Here is a 24,559-nt window from a genome sequence, read left to right as displayed (position 1 = left end):
ACTCAAGCGTTGTCGTCCGATGTTCGTGGATTCGGCTACCTCCCACATAGTGGCATCCATAGAAAAAACGAAATTAAAAAGCCATTACATAGCCAGTATCCGCGCTTATAATGTCGCGCCCTCGTTATTGCGATCGGGTATTTAAGCTCCTCTTTTTATGAGGAATTGGCATGGAAAGCCATCTTCCCTGTCGATTGGTTCACCCAGCCCGACCAGCACGCTCGGCTGTTTATTTCAGGGAAGAAGCATCCATGGCATCCCGCGCCCTCACCTCGATCGCGCTCAGCGCAGTCACTTTGCTTGCCGGTTGTTCGGCCTTTCGCAGCTACGACACAGAACTGCAACAAACCAACCAGCAGTTGGCCAGCGGTAACGTCGACGCCGCCCTGGCGTTGTTGGAAAAGAACAACACTGGTGAAAACAAGGACCTGCTCTATTACTTCGAGAAAGGTGAACTGCTACGCGCCAAGGGTGACCTCACCGGCAGCCAGGCCGCGTGGAGAAGCGCGGACCAGGTGGTCGGCAGCTGGGAAGAGTCGGTCAAGCTGGACACCGACAAGTACCTGACCCAGTTCGGCAGCTTTCTGGTCAATGACAAGGTCCGCCGCTACGAAGGGTATGACTACGAAAAAGTCATGCTGACCACGCAAATGGCCTTGAACCTGCTGGCCGTGAACGATTTCGACGGAGCCCGCACCGAAATCAAGAAGACCCACGAACGTGAAGCGGTAATCGCCGAACTGCGCGACAAGGAATACCTCAAGCGCGAGGACGAGGCCGAGAAGCAAGGCGTCAAGACTCAGTACAAGGACCTGCAGGGTTACCCGGTGGCGAGTCTCGATGCGCCTGAAGTGGTCGGCCTGAAGAACAGCTATCAGAGCGCGTTTAGCCATTACCTGGCCGGTTTCGTTTACGAAGCCCTGGGCGAAAAAGACCTGGCCGCGCCGGGCTATCGCAAAGCCGCCGAACTGCGCCCCAACACTCCGTTGCTCGAACAAGCGCTGCTGAACCTGGACAAACCGGCCGGCAAGAACGATGAGAGCGACATCCTGATCGTCGTGCAAAGCGGCCTCGCACCGGCCCGTGACTCGATCCGCATTCCGTTGCCACTGCCGATCAGCAACAACGTGGTGATTACCCCGCTGTCATTCCCGGTGATCAAGCCTGACACCTCGACCGTGACGTACGCGCAGATCGGCGTCGACGGCCAGCAACAGAACCTGACCCAGCTCAACAGCACCACCGCCATGTCCCGCCGCGCACTGCGTGACGATATGCCCGGGATCATCCTGCGCACCACCGTACGGGCCGTAACTCGTGCCGTGGCGCAAAAGAAGATCAACGAGACCAACCCGCTGGCCGGTCTGGCCGTAGGCATTTCGTCGGCGGTGATGGAAGGGGCGGATACCCGCACCTGGCGCACCCTGCCTGACAACACCCAAGTGGTACGCCTGCGCCTGGCCAAAGGCGAGCACCAACTGAGCTTGCCAAACGCTCTGGGCGGTTCACGAATCACGGTCAAGGTCGATCAGCGCTACCAGGTGATCAGCCTGCGTACGGTGGGCAATCAGGTGTTCGCCAGTGGCGTCGCCGCCCACGTGATCCCAAGCGCCACCCCGCAAGTCGTGGCCAGCGTCAAACAACCTTAAGCGGAGCTTCTCCATGCGTTTCAAACTGATTGCTGTCGCCGCCCTGGCTCTGCTGGCCGGTTGCGCCACCCCGCCGCCACCTGCGCCTGGCAGCGCCGCGAGCAAAGTCGTGGTGATGAACAAATTCAATAACGTCGCCATTGGCGCGATGCGGGTCGCCCGTGAAAACGGCTTCCTGACCGTCAAGGTCGCGCTGAACAACACCAGCCACACCAACATGACGATGTACTACCGCTTCGTCTGGCTGGGCGACGACGGCTTCCCGGTGGCCGATGAAGAAAGCTGGAAAACCCTGAACCTGTATGCCGCGCAGGCCACGTTCCTGCCAGCCATTGCGCCCGTGCCCAAGGCCACCGACTTCCGCCTTGAAGTCAAAACCCCTTAAGCCCTCTATTTCGTGACAGAGAGACATTCCCATGTTTGCACGCTTTTCGTTCCTCGCCGTGGTCGCCCTTCTGGCCAGCGGCTGCGCCAACAACTCGCCGGTTCTGGGCGGGAAAAACATCGGTTATGGCGACAGCAAGGCTGTTGAACTGGTAACCAACGAGTTCGGTTCCACTGACTTGCAGATGATCGCCGAGTCCATGACCCGCTCCCTGGCCCAGTCCGGCATCTTGCAGGGCCGCCCGGTCGTGCAGGTCTACGACGTGAAGAACAAGACCAGCGAATACGTCGATACCCGCGAAATCACCACCAGCATCAAGACTCAGCTGATGAAGTCCGGTACCGCGCGCTTTGCCAGCGACAACACCGCGATGCAGAGCCAGGTTGACCAGCTCAAGCTGCAAAACCAGAGCGGCCTGTACAAGAAAGGCACCGTGGCCAAGACCGGCAACATGATCGCCGCCAAATACCGTCTTGAAGGTTCGATCAGCTCGATCGTCAAGCGCAGCAGCGATTACAAGGACGTTTTCTACAAGTTCAGCCTGCAACTGATCGACGTTGAAAGTGGCCTGGCCGAGTGGATGGACGAGAAAGAGATCCGCAAAACCACGGAGCGTTAAGCAATGCGTGCATGGATTGGCATCATGGCCCTGGCCTGCGCGTTTGGCGCGCAGGCGGCCCCGAAAATCGCGGTCACCGACCTCGCCTACCAAGAGCGCGTGGAGCAGTACATCCACATCGTCTCCGCGCAGAGCAACATGCAGGCGGGCATGTACCACGCCAGTGGCTCGTCGAGCTACAACGAGATCGAGGCCAGCAACAGCTACATCGAGCAAGGCGAGCTTCGCAAGTTCACCGGAGACATCAAGGGCGAGATTCTCAAGTCCGGGATGTTCCAGCTGGTGCAAGGCACGCCGTACACGGCCAAGTCCAAGGAAGATGTCTTTGATGTGATCAAGCGGATCAAGGCTGGTAACTACAAGGGCGCCGACTATGTGTTGTTCGGCACCCTGTCGGATATCGACTTCACCCGCGACATCACCTCGCTGGCCAACACCGACAGCTACTCGGCAATTCTCGGCCTGAACCTGGTGGCGGATTTCAGCCTGATCAACACCCGGACGTTTGAAATCACCTCGGCGTTCACCGCCATGGGTGACGGCCAGGACACCAAGCTGGTCAATGGCGAAGACGTCAAAGTGTCGCTGAACCGCCCACGGGTGGTACGTGATGTGTCCAAGTCGCTGGGTGAGGACGTGGCCCGTCAGTTGGGCGAACAGCTCGGTCGCGGCGTTCAGCAACAGCCGGGGCAAGCGCCACTGCGCAATAACCTGCCGCAGGATACGGCGCCGGTTATTCTGCGCTGAGAAACCCGCGCGAAAACGAAAAAGGCGACCTCTTGAGGTCGCCTTTTTCGTGCGTTGCGGGTGTTACACCGCGGCTCTGCGAATGGTCGCCAGCAGCCCGGCCGCACCGATGAACAGTCCGGCAAACGTGCGGTTCATCCGCCGTTGTTGCTTGGGTGTGCGCAGCAGTCGCAGAACTTTGGAAGCGAGGCCGGTGTAGCCTGCCATCACGATCAGGTCGACGCAGATCATGGTTACGCCAAGGATCAGGTACTGCGCCACCAGCGGCGCGTGCGGGTCGATGAACTGCGGCAGCACCGCGAGCATGAATACCAGCGCCTTGGGGTTGCTGACATTCACCAGGAACCCGCGAAAGACCAGCGCCAGCGGTTTGCCGATCTGCCGAATGGCCGCGTCATCGCTCATGTTGCTGGGCAGTGCGCGCCACTGCTTGACGGCCAGATACACCAGATAAGCCACGCCAAACCATTTGATCGCGTAGAAGGCCGTGGCCGACGCGGCGAGGATTGCGCCCACACCGGCGGCGACAATCGCAATCTGCATCGCCAGCCCCAGTTGCAAGCCAAGGGCGTTCCAGTAGCCGCGCCAGAAACCGTACTGCAAACCGCAGGACATCGACGCAATGGCGCCAGCGCCCGGGGAAAGACTGATCACCCAACAGGCGGCAAAAAACGCCAGCCATGTCTCAAGCACCATCGCACACCTCGACTCAGACTCGTTATAGACGTCTAAGCTAATGCGCTGGCCTGTGAATGACTACCGATTTTTTGCAGAAAAATGTCCCTGCCGACCAGCGTTAGCGGCAGCCCGGCCTACTTTCCGAAGCCGCTCGACAACTCTTCGCTGCCGCGCCAGCGTCATACCGAACGCTGGCAGCCCGCTATCAGGACAGCGCTTCCAGCTCCGCCTGCATGCTTTCAAGCAGTTCCAGGGCTTCCATCCAGGTTTCTTCAAGCTCGGCTTCGCGAACTTTCAGCCTGGCCTGTTCGGCCAGCAGATCACGCAACTCATCCTTGCGGGCGGCTTCGTAGACGGCGCTGTCGCCGAGGCTGGTTTCGATCTTCGCCAGCTTCTCGTGCAACTTGCCCAGCTCGGCTTCGAGCTTGTCGGCCTCGCGCTTGTGCGGTGCCAGTTGCTGACGCAACGCAGCAGCGGCCTGACGCTGGGCTTTCTTGTCGGTTTTGTCCGGATTGACCGGCGAGTTGTTCACCGGCGCATTGCGCTGTCGATAATCGACCAACCAACGGGCATAGTCTTCCAGATCGCCGTCGAACTCTTCGACCTTGCCATCGGCCACCAGGAAGAAGTTATCCGTGGTGCTTTTCAGCAGATGACGATCGTGGGAGACCACCAGCACTGCGCCACTGAATTCTTGCAGGGCCATGGTCAGCGCCAGGCGCATTTCCAGGTCCAGGTGGTTGGTTGGTTCGTCGAGCAGCAACAGGTTCGGCCGGCCCCAGGCGATCAACGCCAGTGCCAGACGGGCCTTTTCACCGCCGGAGAAGTTCAGCACCGGCTCGTCGATCCGCGCACCGCGGAAGTCGAAACCACCGAGGAAGTCGCGCAGGGTCTGCTCGCGTTCGGTCGGCGCCAGACGCTGCAAGTGCAGCAGCGGGCTGGCCTTGGAATCCAGCGAATCCAATTGGTGCTGGGCAAAGTAGCCGACCACGGTATTTTCGCCACGGGTCAACCGGCCGGACAACGGCTCGAGTTCACCGGCGAGGTTTTTGATCAGCGTCGATTTACCGGCACCGTTGGGGCCGAGCAAACCGATCCGCGCACCGGGTGTCAGTTGCAGCTTGACCTTCTCCAGCACGGCTCGCTCGCCGTAACCCAGACGGGCGTCAGAGAGGTCGATCAACGGGCTGGAGATCTTCACCGACTCGCGGAAGACGAAGTCGAACGGCGAATCGACGTGAGCGGCGGACAACTCTTCCATCCGCTCCAGCGCCTTGATCCGGCTCTGGGCCTGACGGGCCTTGGTGGCCTGGGCCTTGAAGCGGGCGATGTAGCTTTCCATGTGCGCACGTTGCGCCTGTTGCTTCTCGTAGGCTTGTTGCTGCTGGGCCAGACGTTCGGCACGGGCTCGTTCGAACGCCGAGTAGCCACCGCGATAGAGAGTAATTTTGCGCTGATCGACGTGAGCCACATGATCGACCACGGCGTCGAGGAAATCGCGGTCGTGGGAAATCAGCAGCAAGGTGCCGGGGTAGCTCTTGAGCCACTCTTCCAGCCAGATAATGGCGTCGAGATCCAAGTGGTTGGTCGGCTCATCGAGCAGCAACAGGTCCGACGGGCACATCAGCGCCTGTGCCAGGTTCAGACGCATCCGCCAGCCACCGGAGAAATCTGCGACCTGACGATCCATCTGCTCGTTGGTGAACCCCAGGCCCGCGAGCAACTTGCGCGCCCGGGCATCGGCGGTGTAGCCGTCGGCGCTGTCGAGTTCAGCGTGCAGACGCGCCTGTGCGGCACCGTCATGGGCCGCTTCGGCCGCAGCCAGGTCCTGCTGGACCTGACGCAGGCGCAAGTCGCCATCGAGCACGTAGTCGACCGCCAGGCGCTCGAGCGTGTCGACCTCCTGACGCATGTGGGCGATACGCCAATCGGCCGGCAGGAAGCAGTCGCCCGAGTCCGGGTGAAGTTCACCCCGCAACAAGGCGAACAGGCTGGATTTGCCGGCGCCGTTGGCACCGATCAGGCCGGCTTTGTGACCGGCGTGCAGGGTCAGCTCGGCGTCTTCTAGCAGACGTTGCGGGCCACGTTGTAAAGTCAGGTTCTGAAGTCGAATCATAATGGCGGCGGAGTCTACCAGCTTCGCTCGCAACTGGCGCGAGTAGCACTATGTCCTCTGACCTGTGGAGCTTTTCCCTGACCCTTTACACCCGACCGGGTGTTGAAGACGCCTGCCTGAAACTGCAAGCAGCCGGCGCCGACGTTTGCCTGTTGTTGTGCGCGGCCTGGCTCGGACAGCGCGGCGTAAGATGCAATGCGCAACGCCTGCAACACCTGCAGCACCTGGCCGGGCCGTGGCATACGGAAGTCGTGCAACCGCTTCGACAACTGCGTACGCAATGGAAAGCCGCCGCCCTCGATGACGAGGAACTGAACACGTTACGCACGCAAGTCAAAGCTCTGGAGCTTGAAGCGGAGCGGCAACTGTTGTTGCGCCTGGAAAATGCGGCGCAAGCATGGCCGCAGGGTCAAGCCAAAGACCTGGCCGTGTGGCTGGAAGGATTGGCGGCGAGCGCCGCCAACCTGAACCGCGACGCGCTGAATCAGCTGCGCGTCGCGGTGACCGGCACTTAGGAAGCGCTGGTTGGGGTGTTGCTAGTGCTTGCAGCCGCTGCCGGTACAGGCGAAGCGACTGGCGTGTTCGCGGCCGGAGCGGGTGAAGCCGCCGGTGCAGGCTTGGCAGCCGCGGGTGCGGTTGCTGGTTTTGCGGCGGCAGGTTTGGCCACGACTGGCTTTTTCACCGCCGGCTTGGCTGCTGGTTTGGCAGCAGACGTTGCAGGCTTGGCAGCAGCTGGTTTGGCAGCGACGGCTGGTTTAGCCGCTGGCTTGGCGGCAGGTTTTGCAGCAACCGGTTTAGCGGCTGGCTTGGCAGCTGGTTTCACCGCAGCAGTTTTTGCAGCTGGTTTGGCAGCCGGTTTCGCAGCAGCAGTTTTTGCAGCTGGTTTCGCTGCGGCAGTTTTCGCTACCGCAGGTTTGGCAGCGGTCGGTTTGGCAGCCGGTTTAGCAGCACTGGCAGCGACCGGTTTTTTCGCTGCAGGTTTGGCGGCAGCTTTCGCTGGAGCCTTGGCCGGTGCCTTGGCAGCTACCGGTTTGGCAGCTGGTTTTTTCGTGGTGCCAGCAGCGACGGCTGGCTTGGCCGAACGCAGGGTCAGCGTTTTGCCAACAGCCTCTTTCACGCGACCAATACCCTGGGCCAGTTTCAGGCTTTCCTGGGCATCGCGCTTGAGCTGCAGAATGTAGCCGCGCGTCTCGGACTGACGCTCTTTGAGCGCATCGAGCAGGTCTTCAAGTTCTTTTACCGCATCTTTGGCCTTGGCTTGTGCCTTGGCTTTGCCGGCCGCCGCAGCGTCCTGCAATTTGGTGCGAGATTTGTGCAGTTTTTCCTGCGCTTTTCCGCGCTGCTTTTCCAGTTTGGCGAGCAGTTTTTCAGCATCAGCCAAGGCTTGGGAACAAGCGTTTTCCAAATGCTCGAGCAAGCTGCCCGAAAGCTGATGGAGTAAGTGCAACGGAGTATTTACAGGCTTCTTATTGGCCGACATGGTTTACCTCCTGGCTGACGTGACTGCGGCTCATACTAGACCTCTGCTGCTACCGCCGCTAGGGCATGTTGACAGTATCGATTGCCGGGCGTTGCACCGATTTGAAAATGTTCTGCACGCACTTAAAAGCAGTTCACCGGTCACGGCATTCTGACTGGCATAATCCTCTGCATCTCAGGCTGGAGAGTGCCCATGTCGCGTTACCTTTTTTTACCCTTGTGCGTGTTTTTTTCAATGGCTCAAGCCGCAGAAAAAGCCACGGAAACTGACGCCCATGATCTCGCCTACAGCCTCGGTGCCAGCTTGGGTGAACGTCTGCGCCTGGAAGCTCCCGATCTGCAAATCCAGGCACTGGTGGAGGGTTTGCAACAAGCCTATCAAGGCAAGCCACTGGCGCTGAAAGATCAGCAAATCGAGCAGATACTGGCCGAGCACGAAGCGCAAATGGCCGAGCAGCCCGCCGTACCGCAAAGCGAAGTTGCCCTGGACAAGGAGCAACGTTTCCTGACGGCCGAGAAGGCAAAACCCGGGGTTCGCGAACTGGCGGATGGCATCCTGCTGACCGAACTGGTCGCGGGCAACGGTGCCAAGGCCGGGCCTAATGGCAAGGTGCAGGTTCGCTACATTGGCAAGCTGCCCGACGGCACAGTGTTCGATCAGAACAGCCAGGCGCAATGGTTCAGTCTCGACAGCGTGATCAGTGGCTGGCGCAGTGCGTTGCAACAGATGCCGGTGGGTGCGAAATGGCGCCTGGTGATTCCATCCGCGCAAGCCTACGGGGCCGATGGCGCGGGGGACCTGATTGCACCGTTCACGCCTCTGGTGTTTGAAATCGAACTGCTCGGCGCGACCGGCTGAGCAATCGCTCAAACGAAAAACGGTGCGCAGTGCGCACCGTTTCAGGGATCGTTTACATCAAGGAGTAGCTCAGGCTTGCTCTGGAGTTTCTTCCTTGTGGGCCGTGTGCAGTACTTCGATCAGGCAATCTTCCAGTTCGAAGCGCTCGTGCAACAGACCTCCGAGCTCCTTGAATTTCTCTGCAACGCACTTGCCTTCATCGCAGAGATCATTGAAAGCCAGCAGCTTCTCGGTGATCACGTCGATGCGCGGGTAAATGGTTTCAGCCAATTCAAGCCCGCGTGCGTCACCGAACGCCTTGGCTTCGCCCGTCAGCTGTTCGTAGATTTCGAAGTGGCCGGCAGAGACGTAGTCGACCAGGACACCACAGAACTCCTGCAACGGCTTGCGGTTTTCGCCCAGAGCTTCAGGCTTGGCGCCGAGAGCATCATAGGCTCGAACCAGTTCGTGACGCTCCTGCAACCAACGATCGATCAGCAGATGCACTCCACCCCAGCGTTCCTGAGCATTCTGACAACTTTCGAGCATGGTGATCTCTCTTCCCTTATGGGTAATGCTGCTCGCACTCGCCGCTGATCTTGAAGATCAAGAGTTGGCCAGGCAGAGCACCATCGAGCAACAATTCCAATGATACGTGCGGGCCAGATTATGCCCGCACGCCAACAGCTTCAAGGTACGCAGGAGATAAAGTTCATACAAGTGTTTAATCATCCACCCTGCCCCGGTGCGACGACACGCCGCTGACCGGTCGCTGATCGGTGTACCAGACCAGCCGCACGATCTGATAAGCCCCGAGAACCGTCACTCCGACAAAAAACAACAGACTCCATTCGGGAATACTCAGGTCGAGCAGCGTCCAGGAAATTTCCGTGCAACCAGCCGCTCTGCTGAATACCTGTTTCACAACACACTGCCAGGGCATGTTGGTGAACAGAACTTCCAGGTCCGAAGAGCACCCCGACACGTATTGAACCGGATCGCTTTGCAATACCACCTGACGCCACGCCGCCACCATTCCTGCCAGGCTGCTGAACAGGCCGAGCAGCCAATAGAATAAACAGGCCAGGCGCTTGGGCCCGTGCAGCGCGGCAATCAGGCAGACAGTCGTGAACAGGGCCAGAAAAAGCCGCTGCACCAGGCACAGCCCGCATGGCTTGAGCCCGACTGAGAATTCCAGATAGTACGAGGCGCCCAAGGCCAGGGCACCCGCGATGAAAGCCATGAAAAACAAGGAGCGTGTGCTGGCCAAAGACATGGCTTATCCGTAACAGAAGAGACAGGCGTTTACGGTAGAGGAAAGCCCTCTGGCCTTTCAAGGCAAGGCAGTGCGGAGACTTCGTCAAAGGTGTAGGGAATTCCCGACAGAATGGACAGGACCAAATGTAGTCCATTGTAAGACGCTGCCTACAACTGGTGTGCCAAGGCGAGATTTCGCGATTTTCAAACGACCGGATCGTCTGCGGGGCGACCCGGCCATTCGGCACCTTATGCGCGCGCAGGCACCGGCAGTGGCGCGGCCAGCAGGCGCTTGTCCAGCAGGCCGAGGCCCTCCTGGAAGAGCTGATTGCTGCGCTCGGTATCACCCAACTGAGCCAGCAGACGGGCGAGTTCGGCACACGCCTCAGGGTTGCGCTGAACCCGCAGACTGCTTTCCAGATAGTCCCGCGCCTTGCCCCACAGGCTGCTTTGCAAACACAACCGTCCCAGGGTCAGCAGCAAGCTTGGGTCCCCAGGATGGTCCTTCAACCAACCCTCGGCCGTGTGCAGTTGCCGCGCCGGGTCGCTGCCTCGCAGCAAGCCATATAGCCGCGCCAGATGGCTGTCATATTTACGCTTGAGCGCCCCGCGCAAAACCTCTTCCGCCTCGACCTCAGCCCCCAATTGTCGCAACTGATCGGCATAGGCAAGCACCAACTGCGGTTCTTGGCGCTGAGCGGACGTCAGCTGTTGCCAGGCGCGATCGAGTGCCTGCAATCCGACCGTGCCGTCTTCCTCCCGGTGAGCTGCCAAGGTGAGGTTTTCACCCCAGGCACGACGCTCCAGTTCCGCCAGCTCGCTGGCCGGCAGCGCCTTGTCCTTGCGCAATTGCGGTAACAGGCGAATAACCGCTGACCAGTCGCCGCGCTGCTGATGCAAACGTTGCAACTGACGCAAGACCTGAACGCTGTGCGGATGACGCTCGTGCATGGCCTGAAGGGTTGTCAGCGCACCGTCGGTATCGCCACGATCGGTCTGCAACTGCGCGTGGCTCAAGGCAATCGCCAACTCGGCCTGAGGCTGGCGTTCCAGCGCACGCTCCAGCAAGCTGTCGCTTTCGTCATAGTGCCCCTGCTCATTCGCCGCTCGTGCAGCCCCCAGGTAGTAGAGCAGCGGCTGGCGTTCGGCTTCAGCGGCGCGATACAAGTGACGCTGAGCGCTGGCCCAACGCCCCTCAGCCAGATCCAGCTGACCGTGCTCGATTGCCACTTGTACGCGACGACTGCGGTTGCGATTCGACCATGGATTGACCACTCCGCTGGAAGTGGCCACCAACTCGATCAGCATCTTGATGCCCCACAGCACCAGCCAGATCACTGCCACCAGTGCAAGGGTCGCCCACAGGCTCGATTCGTAGCGGAAGGTCTTGTAGGCGATCAGCACGTAACCCGAGTGCTGGGCGATGGCCAGCCCCAACCCACCGGCAGCGGCGATGAGCAAAAACATAATCACATAAAGTCGCTTCATGGGCCGGTCACCGGCGTAGTGCCCGCGGCAGGCTTCACCGAGCCTTCGGCACTGACGTTACGCCGCTCCAGGTAGGCCTGCACCGTGCTCAGAGTGGTTGCCAGGTCAGGCGTAATGACCGTTACCGGTTGCTTGCTCAACTCGGCAACCTGTCCGAGCATCACTTTGCTTTGCGGGTTGTCCTGATTGAAGCTGCCCTTGAGCACATCCCGCGCTTCGGCCAGCGCCTGGGTATACACCGGCGCCTGGCCGTTGAGCGCAGCCCATTGCGCTTGCTCAAGCGCCAGGCTCAGCGCCAGACGGACCTGAGTCAGGCTTTGCCCGGCGAGCAATGGACGAATGTTTTTATCGGCGTTGAAGTCGATGCGAATGTAGCGCGAAATCTGATCCCACCATTGCGCCCAGCGACTGGCACCATCGCCATCGGAGGTCAGGGCCGACAGCGAATCGCGCTCATGAAACTCCGGGGCGAGTTCGCTGAGTTCAGCCACCTGATCACGCAAGGCACCCAGTTGCAGGAACAACCCGGTGCGATCCGGTTGCTCGGTACTGCGCAGCGCAGCAAGACTTTTCGCAATCTGCTCGCGGGCGGCGAAAGAGCCCGGATCATTCTGCTCGCGAAGGATTTCATCCGCACCTTGCACCAGTGCCTGAGCGCTGCTGATGTCCTGCAAGGCAGACAGGCGCAAGCTGGCCAGACGCAGCAGGTGCTCGGCCTCGGCCAAACGCCAATCCTTGCGGCTGGCGCCCAGAACCGTTTCCAGACGCTGATTCAAGCGCTGCTGGTCGCCCTGCAACTGGATCACCAGGCGTCGCCGGTCTTCCAGTTCATCGGCAGGCGGTAATTGCTCAAGACGGGTCGTCAGGCGCTGCTCATTGAGCTTGAGGCTTTGCGCCTGATCGTTCAGGGCCTGCAATTGCCCCAGCTGTTGCTGAGTGTTGGCTTGCAGGCTACGCACCTGCCAGACCCCCCAACCGCCAGCGGCAACCCCCGCGGCGCCCAGCAACATCGCCAGGATCACCAACCCGTTGCCACGGCGCGGCTCAGGGCTCTTTACAGATTCAACCGACGCATCGAGCGTTGGCTGGACGTCATCTTTAGGCAAGGCTGTTTCGCTCACGTATCCATCCTTTGCATTAGAGAACGGGCCGGGTTTCCCGCAACGCCGTTAGCAAAGCCGTGGCACTGGCGCCACGACAATCCACAACTGTTTGGGCGCCTGCTGCCAGCGCCATCTCGGCTACCCGAGGGCTTGGAACAAACAAAGGCAACCGCGCCAACTCAGGCCAAGCCCTGCCCGCCAACTGGCGCAGGTGCTCAAATCCCTGCCCACTGCTGACCACTACGCCGTTCAAGCGTTCAGCTTGAATCCGCTCAGGCAATGCCCCCTCGGCATACCGCGGCAAGCCGCGACGGTACAACTCCAGATAATCGACACTAGCACCTTGCTCGCGCAAACGCTCTGCGAGCAGTTCACGTCCACCCTCGCCGCGCATGATCAACACGCGAGCATCGGGCCGGGCGATAGCCTCGCGCAACGGAGTCAGTTCAAGCAATGCTTCGCTGTCATCGCCCGCCACTGGGAAGCTGACGTCCAACCCATGATCCTGGAGGATCTGCGCAGTCGCCGCACCCACGCTGAACCATTTCAAGCACAGTGATTGCGGCCAGTACCGTTCGACCAGATCCACACCGATTCGGGCGGCCGGCTTGCTGACCACGATGACCGCGCAATAGCGATCCATACCTTGAATCACCTTGCGCATTGTCTCAGAGACAGGAGTCGGCTCTATCTCCAAAAGCGGCAAGCTGCTGCTGAAAATCCCCTTTTCGGCAAGAATATCGGTCAGCATCGCCGAATCATCCGCGGGACGCGTCAACAGCAGGCGCCACCCCGTCACTCGTGACCTGCCTCGCCATAGACCGACTTCAAAATGTCGTTGGCGCCCTGGCCAAGAAGGTCTTCGGCAACTTGCACACCCAAGGCTGCGGCTTCGCTGCGTGGTGCACGAGCCTCGGCACGGAGGAGCAGCCCCCCCTTCGGATCGCCCACCAGACCGCGCAGCCAGATCTGCTCGCCTTCGAGCACTGCATAGCAAGCGATCGGCACCTGACAGCCGCCGTTCAAATGCTTGTTCAGCGCACGTTCGGCAGTGACCCGCGTGGCGGTGTCCTGGTGATGCAGAGGGGCAAGCAGGGCATGAATGTCATTGTCGGCGCTACGGCATTCGATACCGACTGCACCCTGGCCACCTGCTGGAAGACTGTCATCGACACTGATCGATGAGCTGATGCGATCTTCAAAACCCAGGCGAATCAAACCGGCTGCCGCGAGGATGATTGCGTCGTACTCACCGGCATCGAGCTTGGCCAGCCGAGTGTTGACGTTGCCGCGCAGAAAGCGGATTTGCAGGTCCGGGCGACGGGTCAGCAGTTGTGCCTGGCGACGCAGGCTGGAGGTGCCGACCACGCTGCCCTGAGGCAACTCGTCGAGGCTTGCATAGGTGTTGGAAACAAAGGCGTCACGCGGGTCTTCGCGTTCGCAGATGCAAAACAGACCGAGGCCTTCGGGGAAGTCCATCGGCACGTCTTTCATCGAATGCACGGCAATGTCGGCTTCGTTTTCGAGCAGCGCGGTTTCCAGCTCTTTGACGAACAGGCCCTTGCCGCCGATTTTCGACAGCGGCGAATCGAGCAGCTTGTCGCCGCGACTGACCATAGGCACCAGCGTCACGACCAGACCCGGGTGGGCTTGTTCCAGACGAGCTTTGACGTATTCGGCCTGCCACAAGGCCAAGGCGCTTTTGCGGGTAGCGATGCGTATTTCGCGAGGGGACATGGATCAATCCGTACTGAATAGATACAGCGGATAATAACAGCTCAGGCAAATCCGCTTTGACTTGTATCAGAAACAGCGCAGCCTCCCTGGCCTCACCTGTCCGGTAAAGGAGAGTGAAATCCGTGCGCGAACGGCGGGCTAAAGCTGTTGCATCATCTTGCGCACACCCGCGACATGACGTCGGCTGACAATCAGCGCATCGCCGTTGAGGCCTTTGAGAAACAGCTGGAAATGCCCGAGTGGCGTGCGCTGCAGCCGTTCGATACGCTCTCGGGCTACCAGTGCATTGCGGTGAATACGTACGAACCGGTCGCCAAATTCGTCTTCGAGGGCTTTCAACGGCTCGTCCAGCAGAACCTCGCCACTTTCATGGCGCAAGGTCACGTATTTGTGGTCGGCGATGAAATAGACCACTTGAGCCAACGGGATCAACTCGATGCCTTTGCGGGTTCGCGCACTGATATGGCTGCGTGGGCCACTGCCGCTTTCTGCCGCCGGCCGAGTCAGCGCCGCGAGTTGGACGCGGTTGGGGCGCTCGGCTTTTTTCAGGGCCTCGAGCAACTGCTCCGAACGCACCGGCTTGACCAGGTAGCCCACCGCGCCTTGCAGGGCGTCCACGGCGAATTCATCCTGGGCCGTACAAAACACCACCGCCGGTGGCGTCTCGCGTTCGCACAACCTTGCAGCGACTTGCAAACCGTCGAGGCCAGGCATGCGGATGTCGAGCAGCACGATATCGGGCTTCAGGCTGTCGATCAGGGTCAATGCCTCATCGCCATTGGTGGCGCTGGGCTCCAGGACACTGTAACCCTCGAGTTCGCCGACCATACGGCTCAGGCGCTCGCGGGCTTGGGGTTCGTCATCAACGATCAGGACATTCATATTGCGCTGGATTCCTGCGTGAGTCTCGCACAAGGATAGCGTAGACAGGTGAAGTGACGTCCGTCACCGCGATCCACGCTAAGACTAGCGCGAGCGCCAAAAAGTGCCGTACGTCGGGTTGCAATATTTATCGGTGCCTGCGCAGTTCCATTCGAAGCCAGCCGCGACGTGGCGTCACCGTAGGGATTGTTGCTACACAATATGAACACCCCCCTCTTCTCTTAATAGTCGGCTTCGACACTGACGTTGCACACTGCGATGAGGCTCGGCACATGATCGACAATTGCGCTGACCCTCACGTCCAACTGTAGACGTTTGCCGCGACGACAGTGCCCATTTGACAAATATCGTTGCGTAAACGCGGCAGCGACTCAATTGAGTATGGTCGGTCATATAAGAAAAAAACGTAGCGACCAGTGTCACCGACAGGATTGGCAACCCTGTTATTATCCACCGCAGGTTTTAACGCCAATTTCCTTCAGCCGATCACGAGCGAATTCATGAGCACTGACAAGACCAATCAGTCCTGGGGCGGCCGCTTCAGTGAACCCGTCGACGCCTTCGTCGCCCGCTTCACCGCCTCCGTCACTTTCGACCAGCGCCTCTATCGTCACGACATCATGGGCTCCGTCGCCCACGCCACCATGCTGGCCAAGGTCGGCGTGCTGACCGATGCCGAGCGCGACAGCATCATCGACGGCCTGAAGACCATCCAGGGCGAAATCGAGGCCGGCACCTTCGACTGGCGCATCGACCTCGAAGACGTGCACATGAACATCGAGGCGCGCCTGACCGACCGCATCGGCGTCACCGGCAAGAAGCTGCACACCGGCCGCAGCCGTAACGACCAGGTGGCAACCGATATCCGCCTGTGGCTGCGTGACGAGATCGACCTGATCCTGGGCGAAATCACCCGCCTGCAAAAAGGTCTGCTGGAACAGGCAGAGCGCGAATCCGGCACCATCATGCCCGGTTTCACTCACCTGCAAACCGCACAACCCGTGACATTCGGTCATCACATGCTGGCCTGGTTCGAAATGCTCAGCCGCGACTACGAGCGCCTGGTCGATTGCCGCAAGCGCACCAACCGCATGCCGCTCGGCAGCGCCGCACTGGCCGGCACCACCTACCCGATCGACCGCGAGCTGACTGCCCAACTGCTGGGTTTCGACGCTGTTGGCGGCAACTCGCTGGACAACGTTTCGGATCGCGACTTCGCCATCGAGTTCTGCTCGGCGGCGAGCATCGCGATGATGCACCTGTCGCGCTTCTCCGAAGAGCTGGTGCTGTGGACCAGCGCGCAATTCCAGTTCATCGATCTGCCTGATCGTTTCTGCACCGGCAGCTCGATCATGCCGCAAAAGAAAAACCCCGACGTCCCGGAACTGGTACGCGGTAAAAGCGGCCGGGTGTTTGGCGCGCTAATGGGCCTGCTGACGTTGATGAAAGGCCAGCCATTGGCCTACAACAAGGACAATCAGGAAGACAAGGAGCCGCTGTTCGACGCCGCCGACACCTTACGCGACTCGCTACGGGCCTTTGCCGACATGATCCCGGCGATCAAGCCAAAGCACGCCATCATGCGTGAAGCGGCGCTGCGCGGATTCTCCACGGCTACCGACCTGGCTGACTACCTGGTGCGCCGCGGCCTACCGTTCCGTGACTGCCACGAAATCGTCGGTCACGCCGTGAAGTACGGCGTGGAAAGCGGCAAGGATCTGGCAGAGATGAGCCTGGAAGAACTGCGCAAGTTCAGCGACCAGATCGAACAGGATGTGTTTGCCGTTCTGACCCTGGAAGGCTCGGTGAATGCCCGTAACCACATCGGCGGTACAGCGCCGGCGCAGGTGAAAGCCGCCGTGGTTCGCGGCCAGGCGTTGCTCGCCAGCCGCTAAGCAAGCAAAAGCATCGCGAGCAGGCTCGCTCCCACACTGGATCGTGTTGAACACGCCAAACCCTGTGGGAGCGAGCCTGCTCACGATGGCTGACTTCAGATCACTACAAGACTTACTTCCTGGAAGCGATCATCGCCAAAAACCCTGGCATCGCCGCTTCCTTGTCTGCCGCAATGCGTTTGGCATGCGGTGTCTGCTCCAATTGCTCAAGCAATGCCTTGGCGGCTGGCAACTCGGCCAGCAAATCCAGATCGAAGAGCTTTTTGCCGACAGCGCAGGCGATGCTGACGCTGTACAGGAAGTACAGATCCGCCACGCTCAAGGTCGCGCCCGCCACATACGGCGCAAACTTGCCGTGACGTCCCAGCGCCGCAAATCCCAGCAGCAGCTCGGTCTTGGCTTTTTCCTTGATCGCTTCCGGCACCGTCATGCCGAAAAAGGCCTCAGGGAAACAGGCGCGAGCCGGCAGTTCGATGTACAGCTCGATTTCCTTGGCCAGCGCCAGAACCTGGGCCCGCTCGAACGGTGTTTTGGGCAGCAGCGCTGGCCCCGATTGTGTGTCTTCGAGGTACTGAAGAATCACGCTGGTCTCGTTGACGAACCCTTGTTCGACACCCAACACCGGAACCTTGCCGCGCGGACTGATAGCCAGCGCCTCAGGGCTTTGACCGGCGTAAAACGCTACTTCCTCAAAGGGCAGGCCCTTCTCCAGCAACGCATGTTTGACCATGTTGTAGTAGTTGCTGACGGAAAATCCATAAAGCTTGAGCATCACATAGCCTCCAGGCCGTGCAGGGGGGTTGGCAGCCACTGTTATAGAACGTCGGGGCAGCTCTCGCCAGCAGCATCACACGGCTGAATGCAGGTAAACTGGCGACCTTTCCTTTTGGAGCCTGCCATGAGCGAGCCTAGCGATATCGACAACGACGAAGAAGAATTCGCCGAAACCACCCTGATCGAAGCCATCGAAAACCAGATCGAAAGCGACAACCCACCAGCAGCCAAGGCGACGTTCAACAAACTGACTCTGGTCGGTTACGAGCGTGAAGAAATCCTGCAATTGATGGCCCACGTTCTGGCCGTTGAAATTGACGCACTCCTCGAAGAAGACCGCGCGTTCAATACCGAGTGGTATGAAGCCGCGTTGCGCGCACTGCCAGAGTTGCCGCCAGAAAAGAACTAAACCCCTATCGCGCGGGCACGGCTCTCATTGTGGCGAGGGAGCTTGCTCCCGCTCGATTGCGCAGCAATCGCAAAACCGCTGGATACGGTGCAACTGGCAAAATGTGGTTGCAGGGTTTAGGGCCGCTTCGCTGCCCAACGGGAGCAAGCTCCCTCGCCACGGGTACTGCGCCTGCAAGCTCGTTCAACTGCCTGCAACGAAAAGCTCTAAGCCAACACTGGACATGCCGCCCGAGTGCGTTCACCTTAGGGGCGCTGTCGTCTATTCCTAGAAAGTCTGGAGTCCTTATGTCGCTTACCCCTGAGCTGGTTGCCGAACTGGAAATCCTTGCACTCTTCAACCTGGACAGTTCCCAGGAGGGTTTGAAAATCCATCAGACCGCTGCCCCGAAAGCCATTGCCGCCGCACAACGCCTGTTCGACAAAGAGTTGATCACCCAGCCCGATGGCGGTTATCTGACCAGCCTGGGCCGTGACGCTGCACAGAATATTCAGACCGTTCTGACCATTTTGTCTGTCCAAGAAACCGCATAATCGCTGCCGTATCGCCCACGGGAACCCCTGCTATGGGATTTCCGCGGGCAGACTGTCGCCAACCGATAGAAATTTGACGCCAGAAACAAAAATTCAGCTTAAAAGTCCTGAGCATCAGGCTGTAAACTGCCCGTCGCCCTGAGACCTTCCCACGTTCGAGCACTGCGAGCCGGTTTGAGCTGACATGACCCGCACCCATGAAATCCGCCCTGATCTGGACGAAGGAATCGATCGCAAGGTTCTCAGCCAGTTGCGTGCGCGCTTTCTGAAGCTCAATGACGGCCGGCTGGCCCGTGCCATGGAAGGGTTGTCACCCCGCCAGCAAGGGGTTTTGACCCTGCTGCCGCTGTTCTTCCACGTCAATCACCCGTTGTTGCCAGGTTACGTCTCGGGCAGCACACCAGCCGGGCTGTCGAATTTCGAACCTGACGCCACGGCGCTCGCCGAAGCGCAACGCCTGACCCGCTCCTTTTCCTACAAGCCCCGACACGGCAATCCGCCGCGGCCGATTCAGGGTTTGTTCCTGATGGGCAGCCTCGGCACGCTCGCCCAGACCGATCAAAGCGATATGGACGTATGGGTTTGCCATGCCCCGGACCTGAGCGAAAGCGAACTCGCCGAACTGCGTAAAAAGTGCCAATTACTTGAAACCTGGGCCGCCAGCCAGGGCGCCGAGGCGCATTTCTTTCTAATCGACCCGCAACGTTTCGTCCGCGGCGAACGCGACACTCAATTGAGCTCCGACGACTGTGGCACCACCCAGCATTACTTGCTGCTCGATGAGTTCTATCGCACCGCCATCTGGCTCGCGGGGCGCACGCCGATCTGGTGGCTGGTGCCGGTGTACGAAGAGGCCGGCTACGACCAGTACACCCATACATTGCTGTCCAAACGCTTTATCCGCGCCGACGAAACCCTCGATCTCGGCCACCTGGCGCAGATTCCGCCTGGCGAATTCATCGGGGCCGGGCTCTGGCAGTTGTTCAAAGGTATCGAGTCACCCTACAAATCGGTGCTCAAACTACTGCTGACCGAGGTCTACGCCAGCGAACACCCGAACGTAAAATGCCTGAGCCTGCGTTTCAAGCAAGCCGTGTTCGCCAACCGCCTCGATCTGGATGAGCTCGACCCATACATCGTGGTCTACCGGCGCATTGAGGAATACCTCACGGCCCGAGGTGAGCCGGAACGGTTGGAGCTGGTCCGACGCGCCTTGTACCTCAAGGTCAATCGCAAGCTGACCGGCAACAGCGGCCAGCGCAGCAAAAGCTGGCAGCGCCTGCTGCTCGAGCGGCTGGCTGAAGAATGGGGCTGGGATCAGCGGCAATTGGCAATGCTCGACAGCCGCAGCCAATGGAAGGTCCGTCAGGTCAGCGCCGAACGCCGGGCCCTGGTGAATGAACTCAACTACAGCTACCGCTTCCTGACCCAGTTCGCCCGCACCGAACAGAGCGTCAGCCTGATCAACAAGCGCGACCTCAATGTACTGGGACGCAGGCTGTATGCCGCCTTCGAACGCAAGGCCGACAAGGTCGAGTTCATCAACCCCGGGATCGCGCCAGACCTGGCCGAAGACACACTGACCCTGGTCCAGTCAGTGAACAAGAAAGAACCCGGACAGACCCACTGGGGTTTGTACAACGGCAACCTGGGTGCGCAGGAATGGGAACATTTCGCGCCGATCAAGTGCAGCCGCGAACTGCTGGAACTCCTGACCTGGTGCCACCGCAACGGCGTGATCGACAGCAGCACCCGCCTGGCCTTACACCCCGGCAGCAGCGACCTGAGCGAGTTCGAGCTGTTCAATCTGCTGGGCAGCCTGCAACAGACTATCGCGCTGCCCCTGACCAGCGTCAGCGAAGAACAACTGCTGCACGCCAGCGTGCCGAGCGAGGTGCTGATTCTGGTGAACGTGGGCGTCGACCCGCTCAAGCACCACCGCGACCTGAACATCCTGATGACCACCGAGCGCACTGACTCGCTGAGCTACGCCGGGGTGCGCGAGAATCTGGTGCTGACCCTCGATCAGGTCACGCTCAACAGCTGGAACGAAGTGCTGGTCAGCCGCTACGACGGTGCCCATGCCCTGCTCGATTGCCTGCGCGATTACCTCAACAACCTGCCGCGCGGCCCCCGGCAACCCCGATTGCGTGTGCGCTGCTTCTGCCATAACCGTGCGCAGTTCATCGCCCAGCGTGTCGAAGAAGTCCTCGACACCGCGCAGAACCTGCTGCTCAGCAAACTCAATCATCGCTACCTGATCCAGGTCCAGCAGCATTACCACGTACTGGAACTGGTGCCCGGCCAGGTCAATCATGTCGCGCTGGCCAGCCTGCCGGCACTGCTCGATTACCTGAACCAGGACCTGACCCGTTACAGCCCGCTGCAACTGGACCCGATGGCGCTGGCGGATCACGACCTGGCGCTGATCCTGCCGATGGGCCAGCCCGACTGCATTCAGGTGTTTTACCGCATCAACGATGCCCACGCCGAGTTGTACGTGCTGGATGAATTCAATGCCCTGTGGCAACAGCCCCAGCCGTATCACGACGAGCAAAGCCTGCTGGTACCACTGCAACGTTTCCTGCAATCGATCCTGTATCGCCGTGACGCGCTGTTGCCGATGGACGCTGCCCAACCGGTGACGGTGCTGGAAACCCTGTACTACCAACTGCAGCCATCGGGCACCAGCCGGGCCCGCCGGGTCGAGCCGCGACCGGCGGCGCAGACACCGGTGAACAAGCCGTTCTACGACGTCCAGGCAATCGTCGGCAAAGCCGTACCGGGGCAAGGCCAGGTCACCTTGTATTGCAATCAGCGAGAGTTTTCCGAGCTGGAACATGGCGACCAGCTATTTGCCATGGTCGCTCAGGAGATCGTCGGGCAGCGTCGCGAGGCGCAACACTATCGCTGCTACATCACCGACCTGGACCTGTCCGGTCTGCTCGGTGATGGTCAGAGTTCCAGCAATCTTTATCTGCGCTACAAGGCAGACCTGGAGCGCGCATTGAACAAGGCGCTCGAACAGGCCTGAGGCGTCTTAGAACTTGCAGTCACCGCCATTCTTTGGCTGCGACTCAACCTCAAGCAGGGTCAGCTTCAAGGTCTTGCCACCCGGTGCCGGCCAGTCGATGTGCTGACCAACCTTCAAACCGAGCAATGCGCTGCCTACCGGCGCGAGAATGGAAATCCGGCCTTCGTCGGCATTGGCGTCCTGTGGGTAAACCAGGGTCAGGTGATAGTCCTTACCGCTGCTTTCTTCACGGCAATGCACACGCGAGTTCATGGTCACGACATCGGCAGGCACTTCATCGTGACCGACCAGCGTATCGGCGCGATCCAGTTCGGTTTGCAGCGCGATAACACCTGGCAGCGAGTCATCCAGGCTGCCGATCAAACGCTCCAGACGTTGCACGTCCAGACGGGTAAGGATGATGGAAGGTGCGGTCATGATTAAGGCAGACTCCTTTTTTCTGCACGACAAAAGCAAAACCCCGCCAGAAATAGGCGGGGTTTTCACGGGCCTCGATGAGTTGAGGCGTATCCGGACACTATCACAGCTCAAAAAATATACAAGCCAGCCATAGACAGGGTACTTCAGACTTGCCGGGGAACCTTGTGGCGAGGGAGCTTGCTCCCGCTGGGGTACGAAGCGGCCCCAAAAAGCTTTACGACTGCTTCGCAGCCGAACGGGGGCAAGCCCCCTCGCCACAATTTGTTGTCAAACCTGAGTCTTGTGTTGTTGTCAGACCTGAGCTTTGCGCTGAGCCGCCTGGGCGCAAATCACCCGGCGTCGATCATCGTCCGCCGAGCGCCATTCGCGGATATCTTCGACGTGGCGAAAACAGCCCAGGCAGACTTTCTGCTCGTCCAGCCGACAAACACTGGTGCACGGCGACGGCACCGCCGCGCTGACGTTGCTGTACAGCGGCTTTGGCGGGCGGGTGGGCGCTGCCTCGCTCACCGGATCACAGCCCTTCGAAATCAAGCTTGGCGCCGGCCTGCTCGCCAACAATGCGCTCAAGCATCTCGCCGAGCTGCTCTTCGCTCTTGTCACACATCCAGCGCTCGCTTTCTTCGTCATAGTCGAAGTGGAAGCCGCCGGAGACTGCCGCCAGCCACAACTGACGCAGCGGTTCCTGGCGACTGAAGATCAACTGACTGCCGCTTTCGAACTTGACGGTGAGCACACCGGCCGAGCTTTCCAGGTCAACATCCAGGCCACTCTCATCGAAAATATCCTCCAGCGTTTGCTGGGTGGCATCGACCAGATCGTGGAAACGGGCTTCAGTCAAACTCATTGCGGGAACCTCAAAAAGTGTCTACTCACGCTCAAGCGCCGCAAGATACGGCCGAGCCCCAGCGATTGCAAAGGATACCGACCAAGCATCCGACAAGAGTAGAAAATATCTGTACGCCTTGCGCCGCTTGATCGCTTGCCCGGGCAAAGGCCCGCCGGACGGGTGGTCCGTCGCATAGGCAAGCTGCCGGGTGGCCGGTATACTCCGGCGCAATTAACGCATTTTCAAGGATTTCGCCATGAAGCGCCTGATCTCTTCCCTTGCTGCGCTCGTCGCGGTTGCCTGCCTTGTCACTGCCTGTGGTCAAAAAGGTCCGCTGTATCTGCCCGATGACAGCAAATCCCCTGAAGAACAGGCGAAGTCGTCGCAGTCCAAAGCACACCAGCACAGCACCAGTACCAGCACTTACTAAGGGAACATCATGGACGCTTTTAACTACCGTGACGGTGAGCTGTTCGCGGAAGGTGTTGCCCTGTCCGCCATCGCCGAACGCTTTGGCACACCGACTTACGTCTACTCCCGCGCGCACATCGAAGCCCAGTACCTGGCGTACGCCGATGCGCTGGCCGGTACGCCGCACCTGGTCTGCTTTGCGGTCAAGGCCAACTCCAACCTGGGTGTACTGAATGTCCTGGCGCGTTTGGGCGCCGGTTTCGACATCGTCTCCCGTGGTGAACTGGAACGTGTTCTGGCCGCTGGTGGCCAGCCCGACAAGATCGTTTTCTCGGGCGTCGGCAAGACCCGTGAAGACATGCGTCGCGCCCTGGAAGTCGGCGTGCACTGCTTCAACGTGGAATCCACCGACGAGCTCGAACGCCTGCAAGTCGTCGCGGCCGAACTCGGTGTTCGCGCGCCGATCTCGCTGCGGGTCAACCCCGACGTCGATGCCGGCACCCACCCGTACATTTCTACCGGTCTCAAAGAAAACAAGTTCGGCATCGCCATTGCCGACGCCGAAGACGTGTACGTCCGTGCTGCCCAACTGCCTAACCTGGAAGTGGTCGGTGTCGATTGCCACATCGGTTCGCAACTGACCACCCTGCCGCCCTTCATCGATGCCCTCGACCGCCTGCTGGCGCTGATCGATCGCCTGAGCGATTGCGGAATCTACCTGCGCCACATCGACCTCGGCGGTGGATTGGGCGTGCGTTATCGCGATGAAGAGCCGCCATTGGCTGCCGACTACATCAAAGCCGTACGCGAGCGCATTGATGGTCGCGACCTGGCGCTGGTGTTCGAGCCGGGCCGCTTCATCGTCGCCAACGCCGGCGTGCTGCTGACTGAGGTCGAGTACCTCAAGCACACCGAACACAAAGACTTCGCCATCGTCGACGCGGCCATGAACGACCTGATCCGCCCTGCGCTGTATCAGGCCTGGATGGACGTCACGGCCGTGCGCCCGCGCGCAACTCCGGCACGCGCCTACGACATCGTCGGGCCAATCTGCGAAACCGGCGACTTCCTCGCCAAGGACCGTCAGTTGGCACTCGAAGAAGGCGACTTGCTGGCCGTGCATTCGGCCGGTGCGTACGGGTTTGTCATGAGCTCCAACTACAACACTCGCGGCCGCGCCGCTGAAGTGCTGGTGGACGGTGATCAGGCAATTGAAGTGCGTCGCCGCGAGACGGTAGCCGAGTTGTTTGCTGGCGAAAGCCTGCTGCCGGAGTAA

At 60.0% G+C, this 24,559-nt stretch carries 26 protein-coding genes and 1 pseudogene; 12 read left to right on the top strand and 15 right to left on the bottom strand.

Going from position 1 to position 24,559, the window contains the following annotated elements:
• Nucleotides 1-251: 251 nt before the first annotated feature.
• The 4 genes from HK44_RS23585 to HK44_RS23570 are packed head-to-tail and all read left to right on the top strand — an operon-like array spanning nucleotide 252 to nucleotide 3,400.
• Nucleotides 252-1,649, top strand: a complete 1,398-nt coding sequence (locus HK44_RS23585; protein WP_019694210.1) for a COG3014 family protein — start codon at nucleotides 252-254, stop codon at nucleotides 1,647-1,649.
• 13 nt (nucleotides 1,650-1,662) lie between these two features.
• Nucleotides 1,663-2,034 carry a YcfL family protein gene (locus HK44_RS23580; protein WP_019694211.1) on the top strand — a complete coding sequence of 124 codons (372 nt, stop codon included), beginning with the start codon at nucleotides 1,663-1,665 and terminating at the stop codon, nucleotides 2,032-2,034.
• Nucleotides 2,035-2,065: 31 nt separating this feature from the next.
• The gene (lpoB, locus tag HK44_RS23575; RefSeq protein WP_019694212.1) at nucleotides 2,066-2,653 is read left to right on the top strand and encodes a penicillin-binding protein activator LpoB; all 588 of its coding nucleotides are present in this window, start codon (nucleotides 2,066-2,068) and stop codon (nucleotides 2,651-2,653) included.
• 3 nt (nucleotides 2,654-2,656) lie between these two features.
• A complete protein-coding gene (locus HK44_RS23570; protein WP_019694213.1) occupies nucleotides 2,657-3,400 on the top strand; it encodes a hypothetical protein in 744 nt (247 codons plus the stop codon).
• Nucleotides 3,401-3,463: 63 nt separating this feature from the next.
• Here the strand turns inward: HK44_RS23570 and HK44_RS23565 are convergent, their stop codons facing one another.
• Nucleotides 3,464-4,096 (bottom strand): LysE family transporter, encoded by a 633-nt coding sequence (locus HK44_RS23565; protein WP_019694214.1) that lies wholly within the window; start codon nucleotides 4,094-4,096, stop codon nucleotides 3,464-3,466.
• A gap of 187 nt (nucleotides 4,097-4,283) precedes the next feature.
• Nucleotides 4,284-6,194, bottom strand: coding sequence for an ATP-binding cassette domain-containing protein (locus HK44_RS23560; protein ID WP_019694215.1), 1,911 nt, complete (start codon nucleotides 6,192-6,194; stop codon nucleotides 4,284-4,286).
• Between the two features lie 50 nt (nucleotides 6,195-6,244).
• Here HK44_RS23560 and HK44_RS23555 point away from each other — a divergent pair, with 50 nt between their 5' ends.
• Nucleotides 6,245-6,709, top strand: a complete 465-nt coding sequence (locus HK44_RS23555; RefSeq protein ID WP_019694216.1) for a TIGR02444 family protein — start codon at nucleotides 6,245-6,247, stop codon at nucleotides 6,707-6,709.
• Here HK44_RS23555 and HK44_RS23550 read toward each other — a convergent pair.
• Nucleotides 6,706-7,674 (bottom strand): AlgP family protein, encoded by a 969-nt coding sequence (locus HK44_RS23550; protein WP_019694217.1) that lies wholly within the window; start codon nucleotides 7,672-7,674, stop codon nucleotides 6,706-6,708. The genes HK44_RS23555 and HK44_RS23550 overlap by 4 nt on opposite strands.
• Nucleotides 7,675-7,866: 192 nt before the next feature.
• Between HK44_RS23550 and HK44_RS23545 the strand changes: the two genes are divergently transcribed.
• Entirely contained in the window at nucleotides 7,867-8,532 is a 666-nt protein-coding gene (locus HK44_RS23545; RefSeq protein WP_019694218.1) for an FKBP-type peptidyl-prolyl cis-trans isomerase, read from the top strand.
• Between the two features lie 69 nt (nucleotides 8,533-8,601).
• Here the strand turns inward: HK44_RS23545 and HK44_RS23540 are convergent, their stop codons facing one another.
• The 8 genes and pseudogenes from HK44_RS23540 to HK44_RS30700 form a co-directional block, all read right to left on the bottom strand.
• Nucleotides 8,602-9,060, bottom strand: coding sequence for an Rsd/AlgQ family anti-sigma factor (locus HK44_RS23540; protein ID WP_019694219.1), 459 nt, complete (start codon nucleotides 9,058-9,060; stop codon nucleotides 8,602-8,604).
• A gap of 175 nt (nucleotides 9,061-9,235) precedes the next feature.
• A complete protein-coding gene (locus tag HK44_RS23535) occupies nucleotides 9,236-9,787 on the bottom strand; it encodes a disulfide bond formation protein B (protein ID WP_019694221.1) in 552 nt (183 codons plus the stop codon).
• A 230-nt stretch (nucleotides 9,788-10,017) separates the two neighbouring features.
• On the bottom strand, nucleotides 10,018-11,256 hold the full coding sequence (locus HK44_RS23530; RefSeq protein ID WP_019694222.1) for a heme biosynthesis protein HemY: 1,239 nt from the start codon (nucleotides 11,254-11,256) through the stop codon (nucleotides 10,018-10,020).
• Nucleotides 11,253-12,377: a uroporphyrinogen-III C-methyltransferase gene (locus HK44_RS23525; RefSeq protein ID WP_019694223.1), complete on the bottom strand. Its 1,125-nt coding sequence runs from the start codon at nucleotides 12,375-12,377 to the stop codon at nucleotides 11,253-11,255. The genes HK44_RS23530 and HK44_RS23525 overlap by 4 nt, the downstream gene beginning before the upstream one ends.
• Before the next feature lie 16 nt (nucleotides 12,378-12,393).
• Complete coding sequence (locus HK44_RS23520; RefSeq protein WP_019694224.1) at nucleotides 12,394-13,158, bottom strand: uroporphyrinogen-III synthase; 765 nt, start codon at nucleotides 13,156-13,158, stop codon at nucleotides 12,394-12,396.
• A complete protein-coding gene (hemC, locus tag HK44_RS23515) occupies nucleotides 13,155-14,096 on the bottom strand; it encodes a hydroxymethylbilane synthase (RefSeq protein WP_019694225.1) in 942 nt (313 codons plus the stop codon). The genes HK44_RS23520 and hemC overlap by 4 nt, the downstream gene beginning before the upstream one ends.
• Nucleotides 14,097-14,234: 138 nt before the next feature.
• Nucleotides 14,235-14,978 carry a LytR/AlgR family response regulator transcription factor gene (locus tag HK44_RS23510; protein WP_019694226.1) on the bottom strand — a complete coding sequence of 248 codons (744 nt, stop codon included), beginning with the start codon at nucleotides 14,976-14,978 and terminating at the stop codon, nucleotides 14,235-14,237.
• Nucleotides 14,975-15,223, bottom strand: a pseudogene (locus tag HK44_RS30700) (sensor histidine kinase); the annotation flags it as partial. The pseudogene HK44_RS30700 and the gene HK44_RS23510, both read right to left, overlap by 4 nt.
• Before the next feature lie 255 nt (nucleotides 15,224-15,478).
• Between HK44_RS30700 and argH the strand changes: the two are divergent.
• A complete protein-coding gene (argH, locus tag HK44_RS23505) occupies nucleotides 15,479-16,873 on the top strand; it encodes an argininosuccinate lyase (protein WP_019694227.1) in 1,395 nt (464 codons plus the stop codon).
• A gap of 112 nt (nucleotides 16,874-16,985) precedes the next feature.
• Here argH and HK44_RS23500 read toward each other — a convergent pair whose 3' ends face one another.
• Nucleotides 16,986-17,645, bottom strand: coding sequence for a glutathione S-transferase family protein (locus HK44_RS23500; protein WP_019694228.1), 660 nt, complete (start codon nucleotides 17,643-17,645; stop codon nucleotides 16,986-16,988).
• Nucleotides 17,646-17,771: 126 nt separating this feature from the next.
• On the opposite strand from HK44_RS23500, the gene HK44_RS23495 reads away from it, so the two are divergent.
• The 3 genes from HK44_RS23495 (at nucleotide 17,772) to HK44_RS23485 (ending at nucleotide 21,623) form a co-directional block, all read left to right on the top strand.
• Nucleotides 17,772-18,056, top strand: a complete 285-nt coding sequence (locus HK44_RS23495; protein ID WP_019694229.1) for a hypothetical protein — start codon at nucleotides 17,772-17,774, stop codon at nucleotides 18,054-18,056.
• A gap of 287 nt (nucleotides 18,057-18,343) precedes the next feature.
• Nucleotides 18,344-18,589, top strand: coding sequence for a TIGR02647 family protein (locus HK44_RS23490; protein ID WP_019694230.1), 246 nt, complete (start codon nucleotides 18,344-18,346; stop codon nucleotides 18,587-18,589).
• Nucleotides 18,590-18,773: 184 nt separating this feature from the next.
• Nucleotides 18,774-21,623 (top strand): class I adenylate cyclase, encoded by a 2,850-nt coding sequence (locus HK44_RS23485; RefSeq protein ID WP_019694231.1) that lies wholly within the window; start codon nucleotides 18,774-18,776, stop codon nucleotides 21,621-21,623.
• Between the two features lie 6 nt (nucleotides 21,624-21,629).
• Here HK44_RS23485 and rnk read toward each other — a convergent pair whose 3' ends face one another.
• The 3 genes from rnk to cyaY form a co-directional block, all read right to left on the bottom strand.
• Nucleotides 21,630-22,040, bottom strand: coding sequence for a nucleoside diphosphate kinase regulator (gene rnk / locus HK44_RS23480; protein ID WP_019694232.1), 411 nt, complete (start codon nucleotides 22,038-22,040; stop codon nucleotides 21,630-21,632).
• Between the two features lie 294 nt (nucleotides 22,041-22,334).
• Nucleotides 22,335-22,553 (bottom strand): DUF1289 domain-containing protein, encoded by a 219-nt coding sequence (locus HK44_RS23475; protein WP_024265146.1) that lies wholly within the window; start codon nucleotides 22,551-22,553, stop codon nucleotides 22,335-22,337.
• A gap of 4 nt (nucleotides 22,554-22,557) precedes the next feature.
• Nucleotides 22,558-22,890, bottom strand: a complete 333-nt coding sequence (gene cyaY, locus HK44_RS23470) for an iron donor protein CyaY (RefSeq protein WP_019694235.1) — start codon at nucleotides 22,888-22,890, stop codon at nucleotides 22,558-22,560.
• A gap of 238 nt (nucleotides 22,891-23,128) precedes the next feature.
• Between cyaY and lptM the strand changes: the two genes are divergently transcribed.
• Together lptM and lysA are read left to right on the top strand one after the other, a co-directional pair.
• Nucleotides 23,129-23,302, top strand: a complete 174-nt coding sequence (gene lptM, locus HK44_RS23465; RefSeq protein WP_019694236.1) for an LPS translocon maturation chaperone LptM — start codon at nucleotides 23,129-23,131, stop codon at nucleotides 23,300-23,302.
• A 9-nt stretch (nucleotides 23,303-23,311) separates the two neighbouring features.
• Nucleotides 23,312-24,559 carry a diaminopimelate decarboxylase gene (gene lysA, locus HK44_RS23460; protein WP_019694237.1) on the top strand — a complete coding sequence of 416 codons (1,248 nt, stop codon included), beginning with the start codon at nucleotides 23,312-23,314 and terminating at the stop codon, nucleotides 24,557-24,559.

It is taken from the genome of Pseudomonas fluorescens HK44 (assembly GCF_000217955.3).
In the GTDB taxonomy this organism is placed as follows: Bacteria; Pseudomonadota; Gammaproteobacteria; order Pseudomonadales; family Pseudomonadaceae; genus Aquipseudomonas; species Aquipseudomonas fluorescens_AQ.
The sequence above is the reverse complement of the archived record's forward strand: the minus strand, read 5'-3'. Positions and strand labels throughout refer to the sequence as shown.